Origin of the sequence: Streptomyces alanosinicus, assembly GCF_014650595.1 — a bacterium.
In the GTDB taxonomy this organism is placed as follows: domain Bacteria; phylum Actinomycetota; class Actinomycetes; order Streptomycetales; family Streptomycetaceae; genus Streptomyces; species Streptomyces alanosinicus.
The window spans coordinates 1-559 of record NZ_BMVG01000174.1; the positions used below are offsets into that span (position 1 = coordinate 1).

Sequence of the window (559 nt, forward strand, 5' to 3'; positions counted from 1 at the left end):
CAGGATGGCGTCGGGGCCGAGCTCCAGGAAGCGGGTCACGCCGCGTTCGGTGTTGAGGTGGGTGACGGTGTCGGCGAAGCGGACCGCCTCGCGGAGGTGGCGGGTCCAGTAATCCGGAGTACCCCACTCGTCGGTGATCTCGCCGTGCACGCCGGAGACGACGGGGATCTGCGGGGTGTTGTAGGTGACGGTCTCGGCGACCGCGCGGAACTCGGCGAGCGCGGGGTCCATCAGGGGGGAGTGGAAGGCGTGCGAGACCCGCAGCCGGGTCGTCTTGCGGCCGCGGTCGGCGAAGTCCGCCGCGATCGTGTCGACGTCCGCTTCGACGCCCGAAATCACCACGGAGGTAGGGGAGTTGATGGCTGCGATGCCGACGGTGTCCGTCAGGTGGGGGAGGAGTTCTTCCTCCGTGGCCTGGATGGCGGCCATGGCGCCACCGGACGGGAGTGCCTGCATGAGGCGTCCGCGTGCGGTGACCAGTCGGGCCGCGTCCTCCAGTGAGATCGCTCCGGAGACGTGGGCCGCGGTGATCTCGCCGATGGAGTGTCCGGCGAGGTAG

The 559-nt window shown here is 69.9% G+C and carries 1 protein-coding gene; it reads right to left on the reverse strand.

Translation table 11 applies throughout. The features are described from left to right. Positions 1–559: acyltransferase domain-containing protein (locus IE277_RS46855; protein WP_189960248.1), on the reverse strand; the 559-nt coding region annotated here is incomplete at both ends.